Source organism: Dyadobacter koreensis, from assembly GCF_900108855.1.
GTDB lineage: Bacteria > Bacteroidota > Bacteroidia > Cytophagales > Spirosomataceae > Dyadobacter > Dyadobacter koreensis.
In genome coordinates this window covers 731,328-754,662 of record NZ_FNXY01000001.1, presented here as the reverse complement: position 1 = coordinate 754,662, position 23,335 = coordinate 731,328, and the positions used below count along the sequence as shown (strand labels likewise).

Annotated in this window: 22 protein-coding genes; 10 read left to right on the top strand and 12 right to left on the bottom strand. The window is 42.2% G+C overall.

What is annotated here, in order from left to right:
* Positions 1 to 75 precede the first annotated feature (75 nt).
* Both BMY70_RS03130 and BMY70_RS03125 read right to left on the bottom strand, forming a co-directional pair.
* Entirely contained in the window at positions 76 to 1,227 is a 1,152-nt protein-coding gene (locus tag BMY70_RS03130) for a glycosyltransferase (RefSeq protein WP_090331838.1), read from the bottom strand.
* Between the two features lie 10 nt (positions 1,228 to 1,237).
* On the bottom strand, positions 1,238 to 2,239 hold the full coding sequence (locus tag BMY70_RS03125; protein ID WP_090331835.1) for a lysylphosphatidylglycerol synthase transmembrane domain-containing protein: 1,002 nt from the start codon (positions 2,237 to 2,239) through the stop codon (positions 1,238 to 1,240).
* A gap of 7 nt (positions 2,240 to 2,246) precedes the next feature.
* Here BMY70_RS03125 and ruvC point away from each other — a divergent pair, with 7 nt between their 5' ends.
* The 6 genes from ruvC to BMY70_RS03095 all read left to right on the top strand — a co-directional run bounded on the left by ruvC (position 2,247) and on the right by BMY70_RS03095 (position 9,129).
* Complete coding sequence (ruvC, locus tag BMY70_RS03120) at positions 2,247 to 2,831, top strand: crossover junction endodeoxyribonuclease RuvC (protein ID WP_090332635.1); 585 nt, start codon at positions 2,247 to 2,249, stop codon at positions 2,829 to 2,831.
* Positions 2,832 to 3,198: 367 nt separating this feature from the next.
* Entirely contained in the window at positions 3,199 to 3,852 is a 654-nt protein-coding gene (locus tag BMY70_RS03115; RefSeq protein ID WP_229209452.1) for a TetR/AcrR family transcriptional regulator, read from the top strand.
* Complete coding sequence (locus tag BMY70_RS03110) at positions 3,836 to 5,170, top strand: TolC family protein (protein ID WP_090331833.1); 1,335 nt, start codon at positions 3,836 to 3,838, stop codon at positions 5,168 to 5,170. The genes BMY70_RS03115 and BMY70_RS03110 overlap by 17 nt, the downstream gene beginning before the upstream one ends.
* 71 nt (positions 5,171 to 5,241) lie before the next feature.
* Complete coding sequence (locus BMY70_RS03105; RefSeq protein WP_090331831.1) at positions 5,242 to 6,351, top strand: HlyD family secretion protein; 1,110 nt, start codon at positions 5,242 to 5,244, stop codon at positions 6,349 to 6,351.
* A 73-nt stretch (positions 6,352 to 6,424) separates the two neighbouring features.
* On the top strand, positions 6,425 to 7,999 hold the full coding sequence (locus BMY70_RS03100) for a DHA2 family efflux MFS transporter permease subunit (RefSeq protein WP_090331829.1): 1,575 nt from the start codon (positions 6,425 to 6,427) through the stop codon (positions 7,997 to 7,999).
* Between the two features lie 182 nt (positions 8,000 to 8,181).
* A complete protein-coding gene (locus BMY70_RS03095; RefSeq protein WP_090331827.1) occupies positions 8,182 to 9,129 on the top strand; it encodes a hypothetical protein in 948 nt (315 codons plus the stop codon).
* A gap of 3 nt (positions 9,130 to 9,132) precedes the next feature.
* Here the strand turns inward: BMY70_RS03095 and BMY70_RS03090 are convergent, their stop codons facing one another.
* Both BMY70_RS03090 and BMY70_RS03085 read right to left on the bottom strand, forming a co-directional pair.
* On the bottom strand, positions 9,133 to 9,828 hold the full coding sequence (locus BMY70_RS03090; protein ID WP_090331825.1) for an aspartyl/asparaginyl beta-hydroxylase domain-containing protein: 696 nt from the start codon (positions 9,826 to 9,828) through the stop codon (positions 9,133 to 9,135).
* Between the two features lie 61 nt (positions 9,829 to 9,889).
* Positions 9,890 to 12,502, bottom strand: coding sequence for an ATP-binding protein (locus tag BMY70_RS03085; protein ID WP_090331823.1), 2,613 nt, complete (start codon positions 12,500 to 12,502; stop codon positions 9,890 to 9,892).
* Here BMY70_RS03085 and BMY70_RS03080 point away from each other — a divergent pair.
* Positions 12,501 to 12,680, top strand: a complete 180-nt coding sequence (locus BMY70_RS03080) for a hypothetical protein (protein ID WP_090331821.1) — start codon at positions 12,501 to 12,503, stop codon at positions 12,678 to 12,680. The genes BMY70_RS03085 and BMY70_RS03080 overlap by 2 nt on opposite strands.
* Before the next feature lie 76 nt (positions 12,681 to 12,756).
* Here the strand turns inward: BMY70_RS03080 and BMY70_RS03075 are convergent, their stop codons facing one another.
* From BMY70_RS03075 to BMY70_RS03065, 3 genes are all read right to left on the bottom strand, one after another.
* The gene (locus BMY70_RS03075; RefSeq protein WP_090331819.1) at positions 12,757 to 13,059 is read right to left on the bottom strand and encodes a Rha family transcriptional regulator; all 303 of its coding nucleotides are present in this window, start codon (positions 13,057 to 13,059) and stop codon (positions 12,757 to 12,759) included.
* A gap of 80 nt (positions 13,060 to 13,139) precedes the next feature.
* Positions 13,140 to 13,832, bottom strand: coding sequence for a molybdopterin-dependent oxidoreductase (locus BMY70_RS03070; RefSeq protein ID WP_090331817.1), 693 nt, complete (start codon positions 13,830 to 13,832; stop codon positions 13,140 to 13,142).
* A 23-nt stretch (positions 13,833 to 13,855) separates the two neighbouring features.
* Entirely contained in the window at positions 13,856 to 14,353 is a 498-nt protein-coding gene (locus BMY70_RS03065) for a VOC family protein (RefSeq protein ID WP_090331815.1), read from the bottom strand.
* A gap of 136 nt (positions 14,354 to 14,489) precedes the next feature.
* Between BMY70_RS03065 and BMY70_RS03060 the strand changes: the two genes are divergently transcribed.
* Entirely contained in the window at positions 14,490 to 15,401 is a 912-nt protein-coding gene (locus BMY70_RS03060) for a sugar phosphate isomerase/epimerase family protein (protein ID WP_090331813.1), read from the top strand.
* Between the two features lie 41 nt (positions 15,402 to 15,442).
* Here BMY70_RS03060 and map read toward each other — a convergent pair whose 3' ends face one another.
* Positions 15,443 to 16,204 carry a type I methionyl aminopeptidase gene (gene map / locus BMY70_RS03055; protein WP_090331811.1) on the bottom strand — a complete coding sequence of 254 codons (762 nt, stop codon included), beginning with the start codon at positions 16,202 to 16,204 and terminating at the stop codon, positions 15,443 to 15,445.
* Positions 16,205 to 16,514: 310 nt separating this feature from the next.
* Here map and BMY70_RS03050 point away from each other — a divergent pair, with 310 nt between their 5' ends.
* On the top strand, positions 16,515 to 17,006 hold the full coding sequence (locus tag BMY70_RS03050) for a (2Fe-2S)-binding protein (protein ID WP_090331808.1): 492 nt from the start codon (positions 16,515 to 16,517) through the stop codon (positions 17,004 to 17,006).
* A 26-nt stretch (positions 17,007 to 17,032) separates the two neighbouring features.
* Positions 17,033 to 19,195 carry a xanthine dehydrogenase family protein molybdopterin-binding subunit gene (locus BMY70_RS03045; protein WP_229209451.1) on the top strand — a complete coding sequence of 721 codons (2,163 nt, stop codon included), beginning with the start codon at positions 17,033 to 17,035 and terminating at the stop codon, positions 19,193 to 19,195.
* Positions 19,196 to 19,274: 79 nt separating this feature from the next.
* Here BMY70_RS03045 and BMY70_RS03040 read toward each other — a convergent pair whose 3' ends face one another.
* The 4 genes from BMY70_RS03040 to BMY70_RS03025 form a co-directional block, all read right to left on the bottom strand.
* Complete coding sequence (locus BMY70_RS03040; RefSeq protein ID WP_090331804.1) at positions 19,275 to 19,916, bottom strand: hypothetical protein; 642 nt, start codon at positions 19,914 to 19,916, stop codon at positions 19,275 to 19,277.
* Positions 19,917 to 20,059: 143 nt separating this feature from the next.
* The gene (locus tag BMY70_RS03035) at positions 20,060 to 21,628 is read right to left on the bottom strand and encodes a vanadium-dependent haloperoxidase (RefSeq protein WP_090331802.1); all 1,569 of its coding nucleotides are present in this window, start codon (positions 21,626 to 21,628) and stop codon (positions 20,060 to 20,062) included.
* Positions 21,629 to 21,650: 22 nt separating this feature from the next.
* Positions 21,651 to 22,550, bottom strand: coding sequence for a hypothetical protein (locus BMY70_RS03030; RefSeq protein ID WP_229209483.1), 900 nt, complete (start codon positions 22,548 to 22,550; stop codon positions 21,651 to 21,653).
* Positions 22,551 to 22,697: 147 nt separating this feature from the next.
* The gene (locus tag BMY70_RS03025) at positions 22,698 to 23,258 is read right to left on the bottom strand and encodes a hypothetical protein (protein WP_143072039.1); all 561 of its coding nucleotides are present in this window, start codon (positions 23,256 to 23,258) and stop codon (positions 22,698 to 22,700) included.
* Positions 23,259 to 23,335: the final 77 nt, after the last annotated feature.

Sequence of the window (23,335 nt, the reverse complement as noted above, 5' to 3'; positions counted from 1 at the left end):
TTACGTTCCTGCACACCTGCATATCTACGAAAACCATGCCAAATTCGATTAAGCGATGGCATTTCTGTACCTATTTCAGACCAGTTTACGGCCTTTCCATTCATATTCTGGTTTTTGTGCAACTAAACCAAAAAAACATACATAGAATGGATAGAAAATTTGCGTTAGTGGAATGAAGAATATTGAAACAGTTTTTCTGAGAAAGTGTAGAATTGTACCAAGAAATAACCATTCGGGGGCACATTTCAAAAGAAGAAGTACTAGAAAAGCACTATCCGTCAGGTATCCATATAGCCATAAAATACTCATAAGGATAACTGAAAGGTTGCAGGCGAATATATATAATGCTAAAACCAGCGGCGTTTTGCTCTGATAGTGTTTCCATTTACTTGCCCAGCGTTTTCTCTGTTTGAAAAATAGCGACCAATCCTTATGTGGCTCTGTTGAAATAACCGCTTTGGGATTCTTTAAAAAGCTAATGCTGCCAGGGAATTTTGCGGAAATTTTATGCATTAAAAATTCATCATCGCCGGAAGCAATGTGTCTTACACCATCATAACCGTCTACCGCAAAAAACGCGGATTTTTCATAGGCAAGATTTGCTCCATTGCACAGAGAGGGAAAACCGGCGGCGATCGCACTCGCACCGCTGCCGATCAGACTGGAAAATTCTACGGTTTGCAGATAATCAGTAACCGAAGTTTCGTGGTTAAAAGTGACAGGGCCACTGATTAGCTTGGCACCGGTAGCAGCATAACAACTGGCAACGGCTTCGAGCCAGCCTGGTTTAGCACGGCAATCACCATCGGTGGTAACGATCAAATTTCCCTTTGCCAATGCCATAGCCGTTTCTATGGCCCGTTTTTTAGGGGAACTTGTAGGGGTATCCGGCAAGGTAATGAGATGGATGGAACAAACAGTTTTCTCATTAAATTTTTTTACAATTTTTACGGTATCATCTGTGGACCCATCGTTCATGACGAACACTTCAAATCTGGAAAAAGGAAAGGTCTGAGCACTTAGATCCTGCAATAAATTCAGAATATTACTCGCCTCATTTCGCACAGGAATTATAACAGAAATGAAATCTGATTCGGAGCTGCCGCGTTGATGACTGGAAGGAATACGTTTCCATAGTACATATAAAATGAATGTGAACACCGAATAACTTATGATCAGAATCCATAAAAGAGGTATAAGCCAGAAAGTGACGTATTGTTGTATCATAGTTTAACAATTATTTTAGGCCTTTCCATTTGTATTTCCATATCAAAAAAATTCCGATCAGGATAGGTCCCAGCACGTTAATGATCCAGACCAGAAATGTAGCAGCAATGACTTGTTCGGCTGGAAGATTATATTGTTTAAAAACGAAAAGCGCAGTAAATTCCCTCAATCCCAGATCACCCAAAACGTTGATAGCCGGAATCAATGTTTTGGCAAGAAAGATTAGCGCCACACAGGCTGCCAGGTCCAGCGCAGGTATAGCGAAATTGAATAGGGATAAAGCAAGAAGAAATTGTGTCAGAAAAACAAGATAACGTAATGTCCCAAAAGTAGTTGCTACCAGTAAATCAATGCCTGTGTAGGAGCCGATGATGCTGAAATAGGAAAGTGTCTTGAAGAGAACAGGCTTTTGAGGTTTCCAGTTTGTAAGACGCTTTCGGAATTGCACAACTAGAAAACCCAGGATTAAAAGAAAAACAAGCAGCGCATATAATCCTGTTCTACCGGAGGAAGCAAGTCCTAATTTGTTGCCGATCCAGGCAAGTCCCCAACCGCCGAAAATCAGTGAGACATAAAATTGAATTCCATTAGAAACGACCGCGGCACCTATGGCTTTCAAACGATCGTCTGATTTTAAGGCAGCCACTCTTCCGACCGTATCTCCGAGTTGCGCCGGCGCCGCTACGCCAATAGCGAGGCCAGTCAAAGTTCCTCTGAAAGCCTCCCGGAAAGTGATGGAAACAGCTTTGCTAGCAAGTCGCTGCCACTTGCAACTTTCCAGCGCCCAATTGGCGGGAACAAGCAACAGCATTATTAATAAAGTAATAGAGTGATTTTCATGGAGAATTCTGTTATAAACCGAACCTATATCTCCAATACCTTTCTGTTCGTTTTGAAATGTTTTATATATGTAGCTTAAAATCAAAAGGGTGACAATAAGTTTAGCCACCCAGAAAAGCTTTCGCCAGGCTCTTTTTTCTTTTGAAGCTTGCAGTTGACTATCTTGCACCATGATAAAAATGCAGCAAGCTGAAGCTACCGAAAAAGTGATTATAGGAGTTGACCCCGGCACACAGGTGATGGGTTATGGTGTGATATCGGTCAAAGGACAGCACATTACTTTGATTCAGTATGGTGTAATTCATCTCAGCAAATATACTACCCATGAGTTGAAGTTGAAGAAAATCTTTGAGCGAATCTCGCAGCTGATCGACGATTACCTGCCCGACGAGATGGCAATTGAAGATCCTTTTTATGGGAAGAATCCGCAATCCATGCTTAAACTCGGTCGGGCGCAGGGTGTTGCGATGGCAGCAGCGCTTGCGCGGGATATTCCGATTGTTGAGTATTCTCCTAAAAAAGTAAAACAGTCGGTAACCGGAAGCGGGGCGGCCTCAAAAGAGCAGGTAGCATTTATGCTTGAAAAAATACTTAAAATGGAGCTCAGTAAAGAATTCATGGACGCCACCGATGGAATCGCCATCGCGATCTGTCATCACTATCATGCAAATTCTCCGGCAGCAATTGCATCAACCGGTGCTAAGAAATCTAAAAAGGGCGGCTGGGGTGCGTTTGTGACAGAAAACCCGAATCGTGTAAAATAATGCAATCTTCTGCGATTGCTCGGACGTATGCTGTCAAAAGATTTTAAAGTAAACTTTAAGGTTTTAGGTTATTGCGGGCGGTTTCCATTTCCCAAAGTCAAGCCGCGAAAGAAAAATCCTAAGGCTCGATTACTATCACCAGCGCTTACGCTGCATGAAATGGGAACCCATTTAAAATTGAATTACTAGTCAGATTTTAATCTTGATGCGACATTAAAATAATTTTAATGGTACTATTCTTATGGTGTCTTGAATAAATCAAACGTTTGTTTAGAAAAATCAAACAAACGTTTGATTTAGTATTTTTCATCTATTACATTTGTAGCATCAATCGGCACAGAACTGAATTAAACTCACCAATATGCTGATGGTCAATAAAATGGAATACAACGCAAAACAATTACAGATCATACAGGTGGCGGAAAGGCTTTTTGCTGGTAAAGGCTTTTCGGGAACATCCATACGCGATATTGCTCATGAAGCAGATATAAATGTCTCGATGATTTCATACTATTTCGGATCGAAGGAAAAGTTGATCGAAGCGCTTTTTGAAGTAAGAAGCGTGGAGTCGGTGACGCGGCTGGAAACCATTATAGCAAATGCTGATTTAACACCTTTACAGAAAATTTTTATCCTTATCGATGGAGCGATCGACCGGTTAATGGGCAACCAGTGCTTTCACAATATAATGTTACGTGAGCAGCTTTCCGGAGAAGACAGAACCCAGGTAATTTCTGATCTGATTTTTGAATTGAAATTTAAAAATTGGGAAGGTCTGGAAACGATTATAAAGGAGGGGCAGAAAAAAGGAGATTTTCGTGAAGATGTAAATGTCTCTCTGCTATCTGCTACGCTTTATGGGACTGTTAATCAAATTATCACCACGCAATCTTTTTTTAAAAAAATAAATAATCTCGAACACCTTACTCAGGAAGAATTTGAAAAGGACCTGAAACTTAAATTGAGCAAACACTTAAAGAGTATCTTCAAAGCAACAGTAGCATATGAAACCATCGAGTAGTAAAAGAATGGCCTTTGCAGCAATCGCAATTTTAGTGATGGCCGCAACTTCTCATTCATTCGCACAGACACCACGCCAGATTACGCTGGAAGAAGCCGTTGAGCTTAGTCTGAAAAATAGTAAACAATTGAAATTGAGCCAGTCCAACGTTGATATGGCGGGACTTAATATCCGCCAGATTAAAGATAATCAGTTACCAAGCTTTGGGGTTTCGGCGTCATATCTGAGATTGAACACACCGAATATTAACTTGAAATCGGGAGGTGAGAGTTCAGGCGATTCTTCCGGCATGAGTTCACTTCACGTTAACCAGGTAATGTATGGGATGGCAAGTGCGTCTGTTCCTTTGTTTTCTGGTTTTCGTTATAAATACAGTTTAGAATCCGCTAGATTTTTACAGGAAGCTTCAAGACTTGATGCAGAAGGCGATCGTCAAGCGATTATTCAGAATGCGATTATGGCCTACGGTAACTTATATAAGGCAAAACGATCGGTTGATCTGGTTGCTGAAAACCTGGTCCGCGAGCATGAGCGAGTTACGGAATTCACAAACCGCGAGAAAAATGGAATTATCGCACGTAACGATTTGCTTAAGGCAACTTTGCAAGAGTCAAACGTTCAGCTTGCTTTGATGGAAGCAGAAAATGACTTGAAAATCACGACGATTAATATGAACCTGCTATTAGGATTGCCGGAAGGAACTGCGATCATGGCGGATTCGAGCAGCTTTGAAGTTACAAAGGAGGCAGGAAATGCAATGGACTGGGAACAGACTGCCTTGACCCACCGTAAAGATATGGCTGCGATTGCGATTCGCCAGAAAGCAGCAGGATCTAATATCCGGGTTGCAAAGGCTGACTTTTATCCAAACGTTTCTTTAAGCGGCGGGTATGTTGCTTTAAGTATTCCGGGTTTTGTTACGGTCCCAAATGCTTTTAACGCAGGTATTGGAGTAAGTTATAATCTTGCTTCTTTATGGAAAACCGGTGCCAAAATTGAAGAGGCAAAAACAAGGCTTTATCAGATGAAAACGAATGAAGAAATTTTGCTTGACCGTATTCATCTGGAAATCAATACTGCTTACTACAACTATGTATTAAGTAAAAAGAAGATCGAGGTGTATGAAAAAGCAGTTGAGCAGGCGAGTGAAAATTACAGAATCACAAAAAATAAATATGATAATAGCCTGGTGACTACCACTGAACTTTTGGATGCAGACGTTGCGCAGGTTCAGTCTAAAATAAACTATGCTGCTGCCAAGGCGGATGCGATCGTTGCTTACAAAAAGCTTGAACAAACTGCCGGCGTAATTAACTAACCAAATTTTCAAAACAGCGGCTGGAAATAATCGCTTGCCCGCACATTTTAACATTTTTTATTCCAAAGACTATGGAAACCACTCAAAACACCGGCGCTGCAACTGAGGCACCTAAAAAGAAAAGTTACACATTCGTTATCATCCTGGCCGTTCTTGTGATCGTTGGAGGAACCTGGGGATATACAAAATATAACCACGGATTGCACCATGAAGAAACGGATGATGCTCAGATCGATGCAAACATCAGCCCTGTGATTCCGCGTATCTCGGGTTACATCACAGAAATTAAAGTAAAAGATAATCAGCTGGTTCATAAAGGCGACACACTTATTGTTCTTGATAACCGCGATCAGATTATCAAATTGGAACAGGCAGAAGCTAATTTGTATGCTTCTCAGGGAAATCTGGTTGTTGCCAATGCTACAACAACCGCTTCGGTTGCAACGGGAAGTACGTATGTGGCTAACGTAGAAGTTGCTGAAGCACAAATAGAACAAGCAAAAGTGAGTGTATGGAGAGCAAATCAGGATTTTGCCAGATATGAAAATCTGATCAAAGATCACTCCATTACGCAACAGGAATACGAACAGGCATTAGCTACCAAACAAACTGCTGAACGCCAGTTGCAGGTACTAATTTCTCAAAAAAATGCAGCTCAGCGTCAGGCAAAAGCGGCAACTTCTCAGACAGCAGCTACCTCACGTCAGACAGGCGTAGTAAATGCTACAATTAAGGCTCGTCAGGCCGATATTGATAATGCGAAATTGAATCTATCATATACAATTATCACCGCACCAACGGATGGTCACGTATCCAAAGTGAACGCGCAATTAGGCCAGTATCTGCAGGCAGGTCAGTCTCTGTTCAGCATTATTGCAAACACTCAGCCTTGGGTTGTGGCAAATTTTAAAGAAACTCAGCTGACAAAAATGAAACTGGGACAAGAAGTTAAGGTCCACATTGACGCATATCCGGACCATGTTTTTGACGCGAAAGTTGCTTCGTTCTCTCCTGCAACAGGTGCCCGATTTGCGCTTTTGCCTCCTGATAACGCAAGTGGAAACTTTGTGAAAGTTGTACAGCGTCTTCCGGTTCGTATCGAATTCAAAGAAGTGAAAGATGAATTTATCCAACGTCTTCGTCCGGGAATGAATGTGTTTGTTGATGTTGAGCTGAATTAAGATGTAAGCATTTCGAAGGTGGGATTGCCCATCAAACCCACCTGAATCTTATCATCAATAAAATTATTAGCATATGGAATTACAACCATCCCTGGTAGAGTACGGCTTTCGAAGGGTAATTATTACAATCACGGCCGTTATGTGTGCGCTTCTGGAAATTGTCGATACGACGATCGTGAACGTAGCCTTGAACGATATGCGGGGGAATTTGGGAGGAACACTTTCCGAAGTTAGCTGGGTAATAACGGCATATGCCATTGGTAACGTAATTATCGTTCCGATGACAAGCTGGCTTTCGCAGCAATTTGGCCGCCGTAATTATTTTGCTGCCTCTATTATTATTTTTACTGTTGCCTCTTTTTGCTGCGGAAACTCGGATAATATCTGGGAACTTGTTTTCTTTCGTCTGATTCAGGGTTTTGGTGGCGGTGCGCTCTTGGTTACTGCGCAAACACTGATCACAGAAAGTTACCCACCGGAAAAACGCGGTATGGCGCAGGCCATTTACGGTTTAGGTGTAATTGTAGGCCCAACGTTGGGACCTCCGCTTGGTGGATATATCGTCGATAATTTCAGCTGGCCTTATATATTTTATATTAACCTTCCGCTGGGAGCGATTGCGGCTCTGTTGACGCTGCAATTTATCCGCAGCCCTAAATATTCCGAGAAAAAATCAGCAAGTGAAATTGACTGGTGGGGAATTGCGCTATTGGCTCTTGCAGTTGGTTCGTTACAATATGTTTTGGAAAAAGGACAGGAAGACGACTGGTTTAATGATGAAATGATTGTCATTTGTTCCGTTGCTGCCGTACTTGGATTTTTCTTCTTTATCTGGCGCGAATTAACTTACAAAAGCCCGATTGTGGCCCTCAGGGTTTTAAAAAACAGTAATCTGTTAATTGGTACCGTCCTTTCATTTGTACTTGGTTTCGGTCTATATGGTTCAACATTTGTTATTCCACTTTATACACAGGCAACCTTAGGCTGGACTGCAACGCAATCAGGTATGCTGATGGTACCGGCCGCACTGGTAACCGCGTTTTGTATGCCCATTGTCGGGCAGCTTATTCAGCGAGGAGTAAAACAACAGTATCTGGTTGCAGGTGGAATGGTGGTTTTCTTCATTTACAGTATATGGGGTTACTTTATTCTGACTCCCGACACAGGGTCTGACGCTTTTTTCTGGATGCTGATTGTTAGAGGAGCGGGTCTTGGATTTTTGTTTGTCCCCATTTCGACGCTGGCTTTATCTACGTTGAAAGGACGTGAAATTGGTGAAGGAGCAGCATTTACCGGAATGATGCGACAGTTGGGCGGTTCGTTCGGTGTGGCAGTTATTACAACTTACATCGCCAGACAAAACATGCAGCACAGGAGCGATCTTGTTAGCAGGCTTGATGTAAACAATCCTGTCGTTCAGCAACGTGTGGAAGGGTTGCAGAGAAACTTCATGGCAAAAGGCATGAGTCCTGACGTCGCATTAAAAAGTGGATATCAGATGCTTGAATATAGTATTTATAAGCAGGCGACGGTACTTTCCTACATGGACGTATTTTTGTTCTTAGGGTGTTTATTTTTATTCTGTGTTCCTTTTGTATTGATGACAAGGAGCGGCAAGACCAAAATTGATCCGTCATCGGTTCACTGATAATAAGTGTTTGTTAATTTGGTATAGTAGTAGTTCAAAGAAGCTTTCCCGATCTAAGGGAGGGCTTCTTTTTTTGCCCAGGTTCGGTTAATGAAGATTGATCAGTATATTTCATTGAAAACTGATTTATGATCATAGCAGGTTTTTTGAACCCGGTATAAACTGTCCCGCCAAGAAGCATCATGACTGCCTTGAAAAATCACATTCCATATCGATTAACAAATATCAATCAGGAAGTTGAAATACATTGGCTGTATACGGCCGATATTCCTTTTGCCGAGCCTTTTTTCGATGAAACTATCAGCAAATGCCTTTCCGTAAATCCGGGTAGGGGGCGTTTCAGATGTATAACATCGTTGGAGACCATGATTGAGGCCGCTTCCCGGGCCGATTACATTCCTGTCACTTCCTTTATCTTTCACATTTCAAGGTGCGGATCAACGCTTTTGTCTCAGTCACTGAGTATATCGGAGGAACATATTGTGTTGTCCGAGGTGCCGTTTTTTGATGCAATTCTGCGGAGTTGTCTGATCCAGCAGGAAAAGAAAAAGGAAGCACTTGTTGCAGCAGTAAAATTGTATGGACAAATACGAAATGTGCAGCAGAAGAGACTTTACGTTAAACTTGACAGCTGGTCGGTTTACTATTGGCGTCTTTTCAGAGAATTATGGCCTGAGGTACCTTTTTTAATGCTTTACCGAAATCCGGCAGAAGTACTTTACTCCCACCAGAAAAATGCCGGAATGCATGCTGTCCCCGGATTATTAGAGCCCTGGCTCTTCAATCTGAGCGAAGAATCTGTTGCCGGTCTCCGTTTGGATGCATACCTTTCACAGGTTTTGAGTTATTATTTCTCCGAATTTAAAAAGATCAAAAATGAGGATAGTCTTTCGGTGCTACTGAGCTATCATCAGGGGATTGAAAGCATTATTAAGACTGTAAGAAAGCTTGTAGCTTTGGCGGACGACGAAAAGTTTCTAGATCTTGTAAAAGAAAGATCACGGTATCATTCAAAGGACAATGAGAGGCTTTTTGCAGAGATTGTACCACGAAAGCCAATGCCTGAGTTTTTAAAGGAAGCATTCGATAAATTCACCGAACTGGAAAATATCCGCGAAACAGGCTCATGAAAATTAAAGCGGGAATTGCCGGATTAAATCTTCTTCCATTTTTTTTGCCATGATTATTGAGGTTTCAGACCCCTGCAAATAAAGCGATTCAATGATTGCTTTTTGAAGATTTTGATCTAAGGCCTCGGTACGTTCGCTGATAAATATAGCCTCGGAGAACAGATTGGAAAGCCATTCATTAACTTCGCAATCAATGACCAGGTGAATCCGGTCAGTTGATCCGTTGTTTTCTACCGAGTGATAGAGATTTGCATTAATATACCAACATTCCCCGGTACGCATTGGAAGTAATTCATCGTCGAGAATAAAACGTACCTCTTCGTTGGTCTGCAAAGGAATATGGAGCCTTGCTTCTCCATGCTCGTAGGACAGCTCGGCGTCACGGTGTTTTAGAATTTTGGCGCCCGCTTTCAATTTCATCAGGCGGACGGACCTCAGCGGGCATTTGAAATAATCCAAAACCGATTTTATATTCGGAACAAGGTCAAGTAATGGTGTTGCCATAAAATCTTCGCCGCCCAGCGCATCGGGGACTGCAATATTTTTTCCTCCCGGCGCAATGATCGAAAGAATATTCCAGTCACCCTGATACTGCATCACATTCAGGTGAGGATTCCAGTGCTCACTCGCTATATGTCGAAGATCATCCGATAAACTTTCCAGATTAGTATCTGGCTTGATTTGGCAGAATCGTATCATATTTTTAATCTGTTCATACAAAGCGATCGGATGCAATGTGCGGGCTACATAGTCAATTTAGCTAACTTATTTCCATAGTCTTCAACTCATTTAATCCTAGCTCCGCTTCATTCTGCAGTGCAGCCAACTGATCCTTCAAATCTACCGGGCGAATGTTATTTTTTAATTCTCCTTCAATTTTTTTGTATTTATCAGCCGTTGCCAACAAGCCAACAGAGAATAATGAAGACCTGAATTTATGAACGACCTGACGCAATTTTTCATTATCCCCCGAACCTTCCGCCTGATGGATCATCACTGACTGTATCTCCAATTCATTTTCAAAAAGAGAGATAAGCTCCTTCTGAAGATCAGGATCTCCTCCGGTAATTTCGTTTAAGTAGGGAAGGTTTACAATATTGGCGTTCATAGACTCTTCGGTGTAATGGGTAATTGAATTCGTTTCATTAAAGTTTGTATTCTGTTTTCCTGTCAGACTGGAAATCGTGTGCAGCAGTTCGTTTTCCCGGAATGGTTTTGAAATATAACTGTTTGCACCAATGCTCAGGCATTCTTCCTTTTCTCCAACCATAGCGTGAGCTGTCATGGTTATTATCGGCAAGGTTTGTGATATAGAGCTTCTGATTTTCCTGATTGCCGTATAACCATCCATAATTGGCATTTGAATATCCATCAATACCAGATCGTAAGAATTTTTTTCAATCGCCTCAATGGCTTCCTGTCCGTTATTTACAATTGTAAGATCGATTGAAAGCCTTTCAAAAATAGCTTCCAGAAGTTTTTGATTTAAGAGATTATCTTCAGCAGCCAGAACATGGATATCGCCGATCTTGACTGGCTCTGTGCTGAAAGTATCTTCACTATCTGTCAATGTATAATCTGTCACAACCTCAAAAGGGAAATCCAGAATAAAAGTTGTGCCCTGCCCGAATTGGCTTTCGACCTTGATTGTTCCACCCAGTATCTGAACCAATGACTTCACAATGCTAAGGCCCAGGCCGGTACCACCGAAAAGTCTGGTCGTGCTTTCGGAAGCTTGGACGAAACGTTCGAAAATTTTATCAACTTTTTCAGCAGGAATTCCAATCCCGCTGTCTGTGATTGTAAACCGAATCGTTTGGAGGTTATCAACAATTGGCGATACCGGAGCTACCTGGATTTTTACAGAACCTTTTTCTGTGAATTTTATAGAATTTCCACAAACGTTCAGCAGGATCTGGGTAATCCGGAGCTTGTCTGTGATAATAATATCCGGCAGGCCTGGAGAAAGGATTTTCTCATAATGAATACCTTTTTCGTTAGCCCTTTGATCAATAATAACCGAAACTGATTCGACCAGTTCGGAGATGGAAGTATTTGTTTTGTCAAGAATAACTTGTCCGGCTTCGATTTTTGAAAAGTCCAGAATATCATTGATCAATTCGAGAAGATTTCTACTGGCAATTTTGATATAACTCACATAATCGCTGCTTCGGTTTTCGCTGACTTCTTCTTCAAGAAGATTTGTAAAACCAATGATGGCATTTAGCGGTGTTCTGATTTCGTGGCTTACATTTGACAGAAAAATATCTTTGACCAGTACTGATTTTTCGGCCAGAGTCCTCGCTTTTTCGAGCGTAGCCTCGTAATTGGCACGTTCTGTAATATCTCTGAAAACAGTGATGGCATTAGTGATTTCCCCATCTAGTCCAACAACCGGGCGGACGCTGGTTTCCAGATGAAAAAGCGCGTTGTTTTTAATCAGGTCAATTTTATTTCCATCTGATTTTTCGCCTTCCAGGGCACGGCTTACTGGTAAAGTTTCAGATGTAAAACGAATGTTATAGGTTGAAGGATCGAGTAATACCAGCTTTTTTACTTGTTCAGCCAGCGTTTCCAACTTGCCATTCAGCCCAAGTATTTCTCTGCCCGACTGATTCAGTAAAACAATATCTTTGTTCGTATTCAAAACCATAACGCCATCTGGAATTGCTTCTATATATTGGGCTAGGATCTGTTCTTTCTGGGTAATTTCGTGTTCCAGCTGCCGCTGTTTCTTTTGATTCCAAAGCAAGGATACTACTGCAAATAGAGTAAGGAAGAATCCGAAAATACTTGTTCCGGCAATGAATAGCGTTGTTTTTTTCTGGGTCTTTTGAATAAGTGCACGCTGCTTATTAAGATGGCTGTTTTCAGATTGTTCAATAGCTGCGATCTTATCCATCAGCATTTTATTGAGTCTTATACCTTCTCCCTGCTTTATTAACTCAAACGCTTTCTGGTTTCCCAGTGCCCGGTAAACGTTTATCACGTTTTGGGAATTCAGCACAATTTTTCCTGAAATATCCAGTAATTCCCTAACCCTGGCAGTCTGAACTTTGTCACCTTTGACAAGGTTGAACAAAGTGTCGCTCATACTTAAAAGTTTAACTTTTGTGGTATAGGTGTCTGCAAGTAATTTTTCGTTCCCCGTAATGACAAACTCGTTCATGTTTGACTGAGCGTCCTTCGTCGACAGGCCAAAATTTGCAGTCTGATTGAGTATTCCGATGGTTACGTTGACACCTTGGTTGTGAAGTGACAGGTCCTGTACATTCTTGTATGCAAAGTATTGTGAAGCGAAGATTAAAATCAATCCTATGAAAATACTAATGTATGACCATCGGAGTGCTTTGTCCTTAAATGATGTTTGCATGCAAAAAATATTTCCCGTTGAGTGTTACTTCAAATGTAATATTGTTACAGGTAAAGTAAAAATAATTTTACAAGCAGGAGCTGTTTTGAGTGATTATTACTGGCAGGGTAAACGGATTGAAAATGTGGAGACAAGTATTTTTGCCAGGAGAGCAACAAGAGGATTGTTGGAAAGGTAGCGCCATGAATAGTGCTATCTTTGCAACCAAAGAAATAGAAGATTGCAAAGATTATTAAAGACTGTTTGAATTAAAATCAGAGGATAGACACCATTCCGTCAAATTTAGCTACCACATTTTCTCTGAAAGAAATAGGTGCCGGACTTTTTAAATTCATAACCAATAATACAAGACCTTCCCTAGTTATCAGAATCGTAGGATCAGGTTTACCCGAGGGCCAAAGATTGGGAGAGGGCATAAAATTATTGGTCTTAAATTCTCTTGTACATGGAAGCGTTTCGATCGATCTCAAAATATCATTATGAGATTTGCCAAATTGATCAGCAACCTCAGAGGAGGAGGTTGTCGGTTTTCCATTATGGAACGATATGAAATACATGCCTATCTGTGTTTGGTTTTAACACTACATGACAAATATCATACCAGATACTTACCTACATCTCAAAATATTTAATTTCATCAGCTGTAACGATCGTTGCGCCATGGATAAGCCGTATTTGAATAGCCTCGCAGTTCCCAAAAACCCAGTTTATTTTTATTTAAAAATTCTATCCTGTTAATCCATTTCGCACCTTTCCAGGCATAAAGTTGTGGTGTGATCATGCGCACAGGGCCACCGTGATCTTTTTCAAGGGGCTTGTTGTCCGCAGTATGCACGAGCAGCACATCATCTTTAAGCGCTTCTTCGATGGAAATATTTGTGGTGTATTTATCGTAACCGTAACAAAGGATATGCGTGGCAGTCGTCTTAGGCGTAACCAGTGCAGCAAGGTCTGAAAACCGTACGCCAACCCAGGGGACGTCCATGCGCGACCAGGTTGTCACACAGTGAAAGTCACTAATATCCTTTGTCTGAGGCAGATTCATGAAATCTTGCCAAGACAATTCCTTAGGCGTTTCGACCTCTCCATTAATTGTCAATTTCCAATTCAAAAGAGAAATATCAGGCTTGAAACCCAGATCCAATACCGGCCATTTAGTTGTTTTTATCTGTCCGACAGGCAACTGCGGCATACCATGCCTGTTGACTGGCCCTGTTCCCATCGGTTTTTCATCAGAGACAGATGGAGTTTGCAGCATTTTTTCCTCAAAACGGGCTTTAAGTTTTAATCTTGCCTCTACAATTTTTTCAAGTTTATCGTTTTCAGACATGAGATTTTAGATTGTGGTAAAAACTAATTATTTAATTCGTTTAATAATCCGTTCAAATTCAAAATGCGTGTATACATTTCCAAAGAACCATCTGCTGCGATTGGCCAAAATTCCTTAGGCCGGTCCCAGTAAAGCTCGACACCATTATTATCCGGATCATTCAGGTACAGGGCTTCCGAAACCCCGTGGTCACTTGCCCCGCTGAGCGGATAATGTGCATCGATTAAACGTTTATAAATCTGAGCAAGATCTTTTCTGGTCGGATATAAAATGGCTGTATGAAAAAGTCCGACGCCTTCCCGTCCTGCGGCCGGAAAACCTTTACTGTACCAGGTATTCAGGCCAATATGGTGATGGTATCCGCCAGCCGAAATAAAAGCGGCCTGATCTCCGTAACGCGTTGTCAGCTCAAACCCCAGTAAGCCACAGTAAAAATCAAGTGCTTTTTCAAGGTTTGAAACTTTCAGATGAACATGTCCGATACGTGTTTGTGACGGTACAGTATAATTGGTGGAATTCATCAGGATCTGGTTAAAATATCAGGATAGTAAGGCTGCTAACAAATTGTAATTTACAATCAATTTTAGTGAATAACCGGTAAAAAACAGAACGCTTTTCCTTTTAAATTAAATCACCTAATTCTATAAAAATTCATTGATGAACCGCCGCGAAGCATTTACCTCGATCCTGGCTGTCTCTTCGGCAGCTGTTACGCCTCTGGAATTAAATAAAGAAAAATCCCCTGCTTTTATTTATTCATTGAATATGAGCACCCTGCGCGGGCATAAGCTTGGTTTTCGCAAGGAGCTGGAAGTTGCAGCAAAAGCAGGATTTAAATCCGTAGAGATTTGGGTAAATACTTTACAGGATTTTTTGAAAACAAGTTCGCCGGCCGAAGCAAAACGCATTATTGATGATCTGGGATTGAAAGTCGAGGATGCGATTGGTTTTGCGACATGGATTGTTGATGACGAAAATGCCCGTTCCAAGGCACTTGATCAGCTGAAATTAGAAATGGATCAGTTGGCACAAATTGGTTGTCCAAGAATTGCTGCTCCGCCGATGGGAGCAACAACGGGAGTGGCATTAGAGCTTCCTAAAATGGCAGAACGGTACCGAAAAATCCTTGAATTGGGAGAAAAAACCAAAGTTGTCCCGCATCTGGAATTATGGGGTTTCTCTAAAAATCTCAGCCGGGTAGGGGAGCTTTTGTATGTTGCAGTAGAATCTGATCATCCCTCGGCCCGCGTTTTGATGGATGTCTATCATTTACATAAGGGAGGCTCGGGCATGGATAGCGTTAAAGATGTAGGCAAGCCTTTGATCGAAATTTTTCATATCAACGATTATCCGGAAACTCCTCCTCGCGAAACTATAGCTGATGCGGACAGAATTTATCCAGGCGATGGCGTTGCTCCGCTAAAAGGACTATTGACCTCTCTGAAAAATCCTGAAAAACCGGTCATCCTTTCTTTCGAAGTTTTTAACAAGGATTATTATGCTCAGGACGCATTACTTGTAGCGAAAACCGGTTTGGCAAAAATGAAAAAGGTGACGGAGGGAATTTAGGCTATTGATTCGCCAGGTATATGAGTACCTGGCGCATGCACCTAATATATCTCATTCGCAGAGGTAAGAATGACCGGCTTGCCGTCTGTAACAATAATTGTATGTTCATGCTGAGCGACGAATCCGCCTTTATTTCCAGTCATAGTCCAGCCATCTTTTCCGTGGTCAGCATATGTGGAAGCTGTTGAAATGAATGTTTCTATCGCCACAACTGAGTTTTTTCTGAAACGCTGTTTGTTCTCGTGATCGTAGCAGTTCAGGATCTCGTGGGGATCTTCGTGCAAACTGCGTCCAACACCGTGCCCAGCCAGATTTTTGATTACCTTAAAACCGGATTTTCTCGCTTCCATTTCAATGAATCTGCCAATTTCAGAAATTTTCACACCGCCTTTTATTCTGCTGATCGCTTTTTGCAAGATCAGTTTTGAGGCGTCCACCAAAGGCTGGTGATTATTAATATCTTCGCCCAGAATGAACGAACCGCCGTTATCTGCCCAGAAACCATCAAGCTCAGCTGAAACATCAACATTGATCAGATCGCCTTCTTTAAATATTTTTGTGTCTGACGGAATTCCATGTGCCACTTCGTGATTTACACTGATGCAGGTCCATCCCGGAAAACCGTATGTCAGACGTGGAGCTGATTTAGCACCCATTTCATGCAGGATTTTGCCGCCAAATTCGTCAAGTTCTTTTGCTGTCATGCCTGGCCGGGCATAGTCCCTCATTTGTTTTAAGGTTGACGCAACGGCTTCACTTATCTTTTGCATCCCGGACAATTCAGCTGCAGATGTAATGGACATAATTCAATAATTTTAAAAGGAAAACAACGCTCAGGTTGAAAAAAATCGAGTAAAATTTAAGCAGATACGGTACTCCGTTCGCTAACTGTCTTACCGGTTGTAAATCAAATCTCTGAATAAAACAACCAGCATTAACCGGTGGATGGTTCCTTTTAAGTATATTATTGATAATGACAGGGGTTCATTTTAAGGTTTTTTGGTTGGCCTAGGGTGTATCAAAATACTAATTTCCAGGCTCTTGTATTTTGCTTTTTTTTGCTGTTTTTTTATTATAATTTTAATACTTCTTCTGCATAGAAACAAAATCACCATGGCGAATTATAACCTAATAGTAAACAACAAAAAAGTAAAGGTCGATGTCGAACCGGATATGCCACTTTTGTGGGTGTTGAGGGATTTTGCCGACTTGAAAGGAACCAAATTCGGATGTGGAATGGCACTTTGCGGTGCCTGCACAGTTCATCTGGATGGGCAGCCAGCACGGTCATGCCAGACACCCGTTTCGAGTGTCTCGAAAACAACAAAAATTACGACGATCGAGGGTATTGGAGACGGAAAACTACACGCGATACAGCAGGCCTGGATCGAAGAGCAAGTGCCACAGTGTGGCTATTGTCAGTCAGGCCAAATTATGTCGGCAGTTGCGCTTTTGAAAGAAAAACCAAGTCCGACAGACGAGGAGATCGATTCGGCAATGAGCGGAAATCTTTGTCGCTGCGGTACGTATGACCGTATCCGTAGAGCAATTCACCGTGCGGCAGATACGATTAAAGTATCGGAAAAAGGCATTGGCAAGAATTAATTCCTTCACTCAAAGCGCTATCAAAATTGGAAAATATAAAAGCAACACGCCGCGACTTTCTTAAAACGACCGGCCTGACTTCCTTCGGACTTGCTCTTGGCATATCTTCATTTGCCAAAGATGCCACCGTTAAGAAAATAGTTCCGGCGATTTTAAAGCTGGAAATTAACCCGTTTATTGTGATCGATACGGCGGGAAATATCACCATCATTAATCCGCGTCCGGATATGGGACAAGGTTCCACACAGGCAGTTCCTTCACTTCTTGCGGAAGAGCTTGAAGTAAGTCTGGACCAGGTTAAAATTGCCCAGAGTGATGGTAAAGATAAATATGGAAACCAGACTTCCGGTGGTAGCAGTTCTGTTCGGTCCCTGTGGGAACCCATCCGTAAGGCGGGCGCTGCTGCGCGAGAGATGCTTACCGAGGCTGCGGCAAAACGTTGGAATGTTCCGGTAAGTGAGTGTTCTGCGAAAGACGGAGCTATTATACACAATCCGACAGGAAGAAGTCTTGGATTTGGAGAGCTTGCCGATGACGCATCCAAGCTCGAGGTACCGAAAAATCCAAAACTGAAAGATCCGAAAGATTTTAAGATTATTGGAAAGTATAACAAGCGGCTGGATGTTCCCGAGCGCGTAACCGGCAAAGCTGTTTATGGTCTTGATGTGGATATACCTGGTATGGTTTATGCGGCTATTTTGCACTCACCTTCTTTGCATGGAAAAATTATTTCTATTGACGACGCAGAAACGAAAAAAGTCAAAGGCGTTTTGAAAGTCGTCAAAACGGAAAGGCCAATGCCTCATAGAACATCTGAGGCCGTTGCCGTAATCGGAACGAATTGGTGGGCAGCTTTAAAAGGAAAAAAAGCGTTGAATGTGAAGTGGGATAACGGTGATCTGGAAAAAACGCTTAGTACGGATAAATACTTTGCTGAAACCTACGAAGCGGCTAAAAAAGACGGGATCAACTACGAGGAGAAAGGGGATTTTTCTGCGAAATATGCCTCAGTTGAAAAAAAACTGGAAGCAAATTATGAAACTCCATTTTTAGCCCATGCGCCAATCGAGCCGGAAAATGCGATCGTTCATGTAAAAGACGATGGTTCTGTGGAAATCTGGGCCCCAATCCAAGGGCCCGACTGGGCGCTGCGGGATGTTTGTGCATACATGAAAGTTGCCCCTGAAAAAGTGAAGATCAACGTAACGTTGCTGGGAGGTGCTTTTGGCAGAAAGGCATATCATGATTTTCTTCTGGAGGCGTGTCATCTTTCACGTGAGTTGAAGAAACCTGTAAAAGTAATCTGGACGCGTGAAGACGATATCTCACAAGGGCCATACCGACCAGGTATGCTTAGTCACATGCAGGGCTTTGTAGAAAATGGAAGTATTACTGGTTATCATCATCATGCAATCGGAGAATCAATTGTTGGTCAGGTCTTTAAGGGCCTGAAATCTGACGAGGCTGATCCATGGTTGAGTGAGGAAATTAGTATGAACAATAATAAATACACTTTTCCTGCTGCTTCAAAGATTAGCTGGACCAACGTGAAAACGGATATCCCAATCGTTTGGTGGCGTTCGGTATATGCTTCAAATTTTGGATGGGGACAGGAATGTTTCATTGACGAGCTCGCACACCTTGCTGGAAAAGATCCGCTGAAAGCCCGCATGGAGTTGATTAAAGATGACCGGTTTAAAAAGGTTTTGGAAACGCTTGCCGAGAAAGCTGCGTGGGGAGAAAAACTTTCCGAAGGTCAGGGCAAGGGAATTGCTGTCTTTAAATCTTTTGACAGTATCTCAGCGACTTGTATAACTGTGACAAAAAAAGATCAGGGTGTATCGATTGATAAGGTTGTGACAGTGATCGACTGCGGTTATTATGTTAACCCCGATAATGTGAAAGCTCAGACCGAAGGAAATATTGTAATGGGTATTACAGCTGCGATAAAAGACGGAATTACTTTTACGAACGGCGTTTGTGATCAGAGCAATTATCATCAGTATAATATAATGCGCCTTAACGAAACACCGAAAATGGAAATCCATATCGTGGACAGTGGAGCGAATCCGGGTGGAGTAGGAGAGCCTGGACTACCTCCGATAGCACCGGCGTTGGGTAATGCAATTTTTGCTGCAACAGGAAAACGAATGAGAAAACTTCCTTTTGATATCAATAATCTGGCGTAGTATTAAAAACGATAACAAAAAGTCAGCGAAGCATCATTGTGCGCTTCGCTGACTTCGCTTTTTCAGTGTGGATATATTCTTAAAATCTTCCGAATTTTAATGTCAGATTGTAGGAAACATTACTGAGATCCGAATCAGATAACCCATCTCCTTTTGCGCCAAATGTTTTACGATAGGAAACGCCGGGTGCAAAACGCATCCATTTGAGAAGATTAACTTCCAGCTGTATTCCCGGCTCCATAACGAAGAAAAAGTTTGGGTTATGATCGTCATCATCCCAGTTGTCCCAGTCATCAAAATCATCCCAGTCTTTTCGGTCATAGCGTAAAGTGAAGCCTGCGCCGGTAGTCATGTTGGCCACTAAATGGACGGTTTTGTTGGACGCAAAAACATACTCCGTCATAAGCCCGAACTGACCATATTGATACGTCATTTTTTGATTCAAAGATTGATTAAGCGAATACGGAGCGGGTATATAGTTAGTCGTAGCGGCTAGGCTTGCTCCAATTAAAAACTTACTATTCACAAACCATCCGCCATAAAGTTCGGGCATGTTGGCAAAGTCGCCATTTATAGTTGTAAATTTATTTGAAATGGCGGCATATCCGCCCGACCTTCTGATTCCGTTTCCTTTAAAAACGGTTTGAACTTCCTGCGCAAAAACACTTGAAGTGGTTAACAGGATTGCCAACAGCGTAAATCTGGTTAATTGTTTTTTCATGACCTTGATGTTTTTTTGATTCTGTGACAATCCAGAATTCAAGGCCCCCTATGCTTGTCGTAAAAAATCTTCACATAAAAAAACTGCCGAAACCTGATAAGTGTTCCGACAGTTTTTTCTGCTGTACTTAAAATTGTTACTATCTATTCGGCACCATCCGTTTTTGCACGTTGAACGGCATAATTGCCAACTTTGTGGCCCGTGGCCAAACCTTCTTCGCAATCAAACCGGTAGTGAATAAGCCCGTAAATTCTTGATACAGATGCTTCAACTGCCATCGCTTCCAGCTGTTCTTTTTCTTTTGGAAAAATATAGGAAAGAACTTCCGCCGCAGCGCCCGAGAACATCGAGTGACCTGATGTGTAAGACGGGAAGTTTGGAAGACCGACCGAAGTTTTTACCGCATGGTTCATCTGATTGGGACGTGGATAATAATAGTAGTATTTCGCATCCCAACATGCCACGCCGGCATCCTGCATCGCGGTTCCAACCAGTGCAAAAGTTCTGGCCGTGCGGACTTCGCTGAAATTATTTTCATGGGCTAACGCTGCGGCCTTCCGGTGCCAGTGTCCCGGAGGAGTGTAACTTCCGACGCCATCCGCCCAGTAATTAGCTATACGGGCTTGTTCGCGCGTTTGTTTCTTAGCGATTGTAAGTAATTCGTCCATGTTTTCTTTAAACTCAGGACCATCGATCACAGGAGGCGCTTTTGGACGCAGGGCAACGACAGTTGCGGCGTTAAAATTCCATGGCTGGACGAAACCATAAGTTGGAAGCATTGGCGGGCGGGCAGGGAATTCCTGACTTTGCCAGGTTTGGACAATTCCTAATTTCACTGCATTAGCGATCATTTCCTGTGTCTTTGCCTGATTATTGGCAGCACCCATACCATCCGCTTTGGCCCTAGCCATAATTTTTTGTCCAACAGCTTTACCCAGAGCATCGCCTGCTGAGATATCACTTTCTACGTTCATACCGGCCCAAAGACGGCTGTTTTTATGTTCAGCCAATTTTTCTTCCAGAAAAGGCACTTCGCCCGGAAACATCGCTTTCAAAATCTCAAAAGAGGCAGCTGCCACCACGGCATCTTCCGAAGGGTAAGTTGGAAGATCAGAAACCGGAAGAACTGCCTTGATTGATGCGTCGGTTTTGGAAGGAGCTTTACGATTGAATTTAAATTTGTAATTCCAGGCAGCTACAAGTGCGTCATACTGCGCAACACTGAGATAAGCAAGAGCTCTGGCTGTATAGGGTGGATTGGCAAAAGGAAATTTTGGATCTGCCAGTGGATTCGCTGCATCCGGGACGGGGTATTTTCCCTCAGCATTCGGTGCTGGCGGATTATTATAACGTGCGGCAAGTTCTCGAGCGATTTCATTCCAACGGAAAGAAGCACCAGCACCCCAATAGTTGATTATTTCACGCTGTCCCGAGGTTACAGAAGCGGTTGTTTCTTTAAGTTTTTTCAGTTCCGCTACGTATTCAGCAGAGGTTTCAGATTTTGGTTCTGCAACCAAAACTTCGCTGGAAGATGCTAAAACGATGGTTTTCCAGTTTCCTGCATTTGCGTCAATGGTGGAGGGGGTGCTAATTGCAGCCGCTGGCTCATTGACCGATTTACTGCAGGAGAAAAGTGTAATGGCAAGTATAAGACTTCCCGTTAGTGAGCGTGCTCCCGACAGTACCTGTGTTGATTTTATATAGTTGTTCATAGAATTTCTGTAATAACTAGAATTATTTTTTTGCCGATTTCAAATATGCGAACTGGTATAATATACCAGCCTGGTAGGTCATAGCCTGGCCAACATTTTCACCATCGACCACGCGCGCTATCCGGACGTTGAAGCCAAGATTTTTTGGTTGAAATTTGCCGTAAAATCCAACAGACGTTGATTTCATATTATTGGTGGGAAATGGCATTGCATTGCGGCGAATATTATCTCCGTCCGTACATGCACCATATTCAGCAAATACTTCGGTCTGAAGATATTTATTTGTGTACCCTAAACGGCCAGAAAAATCGTAGGCATTTGGAACACTTACTTCATTGGTATTGTAAAGCGTTTCGCCCATAAGATAGGAATCACGGTCGATCTTGATCTTGCTTCTTAAAATGTAGCTACCAAATGCTGTGGCGTAAATCCCGGTTTTGTGTTTGTAACGTATCACCAGCCTCCCAGTGGCAGTTTTACATTGAAGTCCGATAGACATTGGCATGAAGTCAGGAACATAATTTGTGACTGGCAATGAAGCACCGGCTACCGCGTTCAATGAAAGTCCCCCCTGATTGAAAAACCGATATTTTACCCAGCCGGAAACATCCTGAAAGCCTTTATGCCATTTCAGATTTCCCGCACTTGCTTCCGTCCAGATGTAAGGAAGACCCACAATCACGTTCAGGTTTTTGGTCACACCCACAGCCAGCATGGCCATCGCAGTTTGTGTTGTTTGTGTGCCAATGTTAAGGTTATCTCTTTTTGTAGTCCCTTCCCAATATTTGTCCCAGGCCGAATGGTTATAAGACAAAGCAAGGCACGCAGTACCTTTATTCATATAAATCGCGTCATTTGGCATCTGCGCGTAAACAGAATTTCCTAGCAATGACAAAGTAATCAATAGCGTCAGCAGGCGCATTTTTGTTTGTATATTTTTAAGCATATATAGGTCAATTAATTTCGCAGTCGGTCTGCGGACGTGCAAATGGAGGTCATTAAATACAGAAGAATAGCCAACGACTATGTGTCGAAGGGTGTACATAGAATTTTCTCTTAACGAAAAATTTTAAGAAAAAGCAGCTGTTTCGGGTGGGGGTGTTTGAAGTTGTGTTATCCAAAACACAAGTGAGATCTGTTTTGAAGGGAAAATTGCCAGACCCTGTTCGTTTGTTACCGCTTGTTGAAACAAGTTATACAGCGGCTTGTTTTGTAAATAATTTTTAAGAAAATTATCAAGGACTTTTATTGCTTTTTCTCTGGAATTTTCAGGAGTTTGTGCAGCTTGGTCAGCCATAGACTGCATTTTGTTTGCCAATTCAAAGAAATGATCGCGTGCTGCCTGATTTGACTTTACTGTTACATACAAAGTGTCGTTCGCATGTTTCACATGCGTCGCATTGTAAAACTGTCCGTTAGCTTTAATAAGACCTTCAAAACCATCATGATTTTCCCAGTCGGAAGAATAAGGAAGAGATGGCATATACACTTTCAAAATGTCAAACTGATCCGATGAAGTACTTGCAGATGATGTCTTATACTGATCATCGAACAGCAGAATAGCCGTAGCAAGCCCAAACATGTTGTAGAGCAATAGCATCAATAAGCCGATAACAGCAATTTTTTTCAAGTGTCAGGGAAAATATAGACCAAATGTATTAAATAATTCACTATTTTAATAGAATCAGTTCACATAAATTAAAGTTA

What these genes read in the sequence shown, in the direction of transcription:
- BMY70_RS03130 (WP_090331838.1), bottom strand. Translation starts at nt 1,227, where the DNA reads ATGATACAACAATACGTCACTTTCTGGCTTATACCTCTTTTATGGATT.
- BMY70_RS03125 (WP_090331835.1), bottom strand. Translation starts at nt 2,239, where the DNA reads ATGGTGCAAGATAGTCAACTGCAAGCTTCAAAAGAAAAAAGAGCCTGG.
- ruvC (WP_090332635.1), top strand. Translation starts at nt 2,247, where the DNA reads ATGCAGCAAGCTGAAGCTACCGAAAAAGTGATTATAGGAGTTGACCCC.
- BMY70_RS03115 (WP_229209452.1), top strand. Translation starts at nt 3,199, where the DNA reads ATGGTCAATAAAATGGAATACAACGCAAAACAATTACAGATCATACAG.
- BMY70_RS03110 (WP_090331833.1), top strand. Translation starts at nt 3,836, where the DNA reads ATGAAACCATCGAGTAGTAAAAGAATGGCCTTTGCAGCAATCGCAATT.
- BMY70_RS03105 (WP_090331831.1), top strand. Translation starts at nt 5,242, where the DNA reads ATGGAAACCACTCAAAACACCGGCGCTGCAACTGAGGCACCTAAAAAG.
- BMY70_RS03100 (WP_090331829.1), top strand. Translation starts at nt 6,425, where the DNA reads ATGGAATTACAACCATCCCTGGTAGAGTACGGCTTTCGAAGGGTAATT.
- BMY70_RS03095 (WP_090331827.1), top strand. Translation starts at nt 8,182, where the DNA reads ATGACTGCCTTGAAAAATCACATTCCATATCGATTAACAAATATCAAT.
- BMY70_RS03090 (WP_090331825.1), bottom strand. Translation starts at nt 9,828, where the DNA reads ATGATACGATTCTGCCAAATCAAGCCAGATACTAATCTGGAAAGTTTA.
- BMY70_RS03080 (WP_090331821.1), top strand. Translation starts at nt 12,501, where the DNA reads ATGCAAAAAATATTTCCCGTTGAGTGTTACTTCAAATGTAATATTGTT.
- BMY70_RS03085 (WP_090331823.1), bottom strand. Translation starts at nt 12,502, where the DNA reads ATGCAAACATCATTTAAGGACAAAGCACTCCGATGGTCATACATTAGT.
- BMY70_RS03075 (WP_090331819.1), bottom strand. Translation starts at nt 13,059, where the DNA reads ATGTATTTCATATCGTTCCATAATGGAAAACCGACAACCTCCTCCTCT.
- BMY70_RS03070 (WP_090331817.1), bottom strand. Translation starts at nt 13,832, where the DNA reads ATGTCTGAAAACGATAAACTTGAAAAAATTGTAGAGGCAAGATTAAAA.
- BMY70_RS03065 (WP_090331815.1), bottom strand. Translation starts at nt 14,353, where the DNA reads ATGAATTCCACCAATTATACTGTACCGTCACAAACACGTATCGGACAT.
- BMY70_RS03060 (WP_090331813.1), top strand. Translation starts at nt 14,490, where the DNA reads ATGAACCGCCGCGAAGCATTTACCTCGATCCTGGCTGTCTCTTCGGCA.
- map (WP_090331811.1), bottom strand. Translation starts at nt 16,204, where the DNA reads ATGTCCATTACATCTGCAGCTGAATTGTCCGGGATGCAAAAGATAAGT.
- BMY70_RS03050 (WP_090331808.1), top strand. Translation starts at nt 16,515, where the DNA reads ATGGCGAATTATAACCTAATAGTAAACAACAAAAAAGTAAAGGTCGAT.
- BMY70_RS03040 (WP_090331804.1), bottom strand. Translation starts at nt 19,916, where the DNA reads ATGAAAAAACAATTAACCAGATTTACGCTGTTGGCAATCCTGTTAACC.
- BMY70_RS03035 (WP_090331802.1), bottom strand. Translation starts at nt 21,628, where the DNA reads ATGAACAACTATATAAAATCAACACAGGTACTGTCGGGAGCACGCTCA.
- BMY70_RS03030 (WP_229209483.1), bottom strand. Translation starts at nt 22,550, where the DNA reads ATGCGCCTGCTGACGCTATTGATTACTTTGTCATTGCTAGGAAATTCT.